The sequence below is a fragment of the Streptomyces sp. ADMS genome, assembly GCF_033441795.1.
GTDB lineage: Bacteria > Actinomycetota > Actinomycetes > Streptomycetales > Streptomycetaceae > Streptomyces.
Genome location: NZ_JAVFVX010000011.1, coordinates 123,215 through 125,775, shown reverse-complemented (window position 1 = coordinate 125,775; position 2,561 = coordinate 123,215). Strand labels below are relative to the sequence as shown.

The window sequence follows — 2,561 nt, the reverse complement described above, 5'->3', positions numbered from 1 at the left end:
CGTCCATGCGGAGTTCGCCGCGTTCCAGCCACAGGACGCGGTCGCAGGTGTCGCGAATGGACTTGTTGTTGTGGCTGACCAGGAACACCGTGCCCGCGCGCTTGCGCAGTTCGCGGATGCGTTCCTCGGAGCGCTGCTGGAACGAGCGGTCGCCGGTCGCCAGCGCCTCGTCGATCAGCAGGACGTCGTGGTCCTTCGCGGCGGCGATGGAGAAGCGCAGACGGGCACCCATGCCGGAGGAGTACGTCCGCATGGGCAGCGTGATGAAGTCGCCCTTCTCGTTGATCCCCGAGAAGTCGACGATGTCCTGGTAGCGCTCCTTGATCTGCTCCCGGGACATGCCCATCGCGAGGCCGCCGAGGTAGACGTTGCGCTCGCCCGTCAGGTCGCCCATCAGGGCCGCGTTGACGCCGAGGAGGGAGGGCTGGCCGTCCGTGTGGATCTGGCCGCTCTCCACCGGCAGCAGTCCGGCGACCGCCTTGAGAAGCGTGGACTTGCCGGAGCCGTTGGTACCGATCAGGCCGATGGCCTCGCCGCGGTAGGCGACGAAGGAGACGTTCTTGACGGCGTGCACCCTGCGCACACCGGCCGTCTTCTCGCTCTGCTTGCGCCGCATCATGCGGTTGAGGGCGGCGGTCGCGGTGCCGCGTCCGGCGCCCGTGCCGTTGACCCGGTAGACGATGTCGACGCGGTTGGCGACGACGGTGGGGATCTGCTCGTTCGGGTTCGCGTTCGGGTTCTCAGCCACGGCCGTACGTCTCCTCAGCCTTCCAGAAGTAGATGAAGCCGCCGACGCCCGCGAGCAGCGCCCAGCCGGTCGCGATCGGCCAGACGTGCGCCGGCAACTGGCCGGCGTGGTAGCTGTCGATCATGGCGAAGCGCATCAGGTCGATGTAGATCGCCGCGGGGTTGGTCTCAAGGAGCACCGACGCCACATGCGGCAGGTTGTCCTTCGAGGCCAGCTTGTCGATGCTCCACATGACTCCGGACACGTACATCCAGGTACGCAGCACGAACGGCATCAGCTGGGCGATGTCCGGAGTCGACGCGCCCATCCGCGCCATGATCATCGACACGCCCGCGTTGAACACGAACTGGAGTGCCAGGGCAGGTATGACCAGCAGCCAGGAGGCGCTGATCGGGATGCCGAAGCAGAGCAGGATCACGATCAGGGCGGCCATCGAGAACATCAGCTGCTGGAGCTGCTGAAGGCAGAAGGAGATCGGCAGCGTGGCGCGCGGGAAGTGCAGGGCCCGTACGAGACCGAGGTTGCCGGCGATCGCGCGGGTGCCCGCCATGATCGAGCTCTGGGTGAACGTCCAGATGAACACGCCCGTGACCAGGAACGGGATGTAGTCCGGCACGCCGTGCTTGGTGCCCAGCAGGACGCCGAAGATGAAGTAGTAGACCGCCGCGTTGAGCAGCGGGGTCATCACCTGCCAGACCTGGCCGAGCTTCGCCTGGCTGTACTGGGCGGTGAGCTTGGCGGTGGCGAACGCGGTGATGAAGTGGCGCCGTGCCCACAGCTGGCGGACGTACGTGCCCAGGGTGGGGCGGGCGCCGCTGACCGAGAGGCCGTACCGGGCGGCGAGCGCCGAGAGGTCGTCGTCGGCCGGGGTGACCCGTGACGGGGGCGGTGTGTGGAGGACCTGGCTCACATCCGCTGCTTTCGCTCGGGGGGAGTGGAGAGGGGGTGCGAGACCGGACCCGTTACCGGCGTCCCCCGCCGGTTTCTCACGCGTTTCTTTCCATACTCTTACGTCGGGACGGGACCGTATCGTCGCAACGGGAGCGTATTCCGAACATGCGTCGGAACGCAACCGTCTCGTCGTAACGCCCCTATGCTGGTCCCCATGACGACGAACGCCGACGAGCCCGGGACCGCACCGGCGAAGCCCCGCCGCCGGGTCCCCGCCGGAGCAGCCGTACTGCGGGAGGACGTGACGGAGGCCATCCGGGCGGCCGTGTTCGAGGAACTGGCGGCCGTGGGATACGCCCGGATGTCCATCGAGGGCATCGCGCGCCGGGCGGGCGTAGGCAAGACGGCGGTGTACCGGCGCTGGCGATCGAAGCTGCACCTGGTGCTCGACCTGGTCTCGGCGATCGCCGTACAGGGGCTGCCGGCGCCGGACACAGGCACCCTGGAGGGCGACCTGCGGCTGCTGTACGAGCTGACGTCCCGCGCGCTGCGCCACCCGGTGGCCTCGCAGGTCATCCCCGACCTCCAGGCGGAGGCGGCCCGCAACCCGGAGATCGCCGACGCCATGCAGAAGGCGCTGCGGGAGGGGCAGGAAGGGGTCGCGAGCGGAATCGTCGCGGCTGCGGAGCAGCGGGGGGAGGTCCGCCCGGGCATCGACGCGGACCTGGCCCTCGACCTGATCTCGGGGCCGCTCTACTGGCGCTCGGTGGTGATCCGGAACCCGAAGCTGCCGAAGGGGTACCTGGGGTCGCTGGCCCGGGCCACCACGGCGGCACTGAAAGCGCTGTAACGCAGCGCCGGAACTGCGGGACGGCTGAGCTGCTGGAACGCCGGAGGTGCGGGACGGCGGAAGGTGCTGGAA

Annotated in this window: 3 protein-coding genes; 1 reads left to right on the top strand and 2 read right to left on the bottom strand. The window is 68.7% G+C overall.

Features of this window, described 5'->3' with window-relative positions; genetic code table 11:
* Window positions 1-748, bottom strand: a 748-nt coding sequence (locus RB628_RS07900; protein ID WP_318319570.1) for an ABC transporter ATP-binding protein, incomplete at its 3' end; no start/stop codon positions are given.
* On the bottom strand, window positions 741-1,658 hold the full coding sequence (locus tag RB628_RS07895) for an ABC transporter permease (protein WP_318319569.1): 918 nt from the start codon (window positions 1,656-1,658) through the stop codon (window positions 741-743). The genes RB628_RS07895 and RB628_RS07900, both read right to left, overlap by 8 nt.
* Before the next feature lie 195 nt (window positions 1,659-1,853).
* Here RB628_RS07895 and RB628_RS07890 point away from each other — a divergent pair, with 195 nt between their 5' ends.
* Window positions 1,854-2,489: a TetR/AcrR family transcriptional regulator gene (locus tag RB628_RS07890; RefSeq protein ID WP_318319568.1), complete on the top strand. Its 636-nt coding sequence runs from the start codon at window positions 1,854-1,856 to the stop codon at window positions 2,487-2,489.
* The last annotated feature ends 72 nt before the right edge of the window (window positions 2,490-2,561 follow it).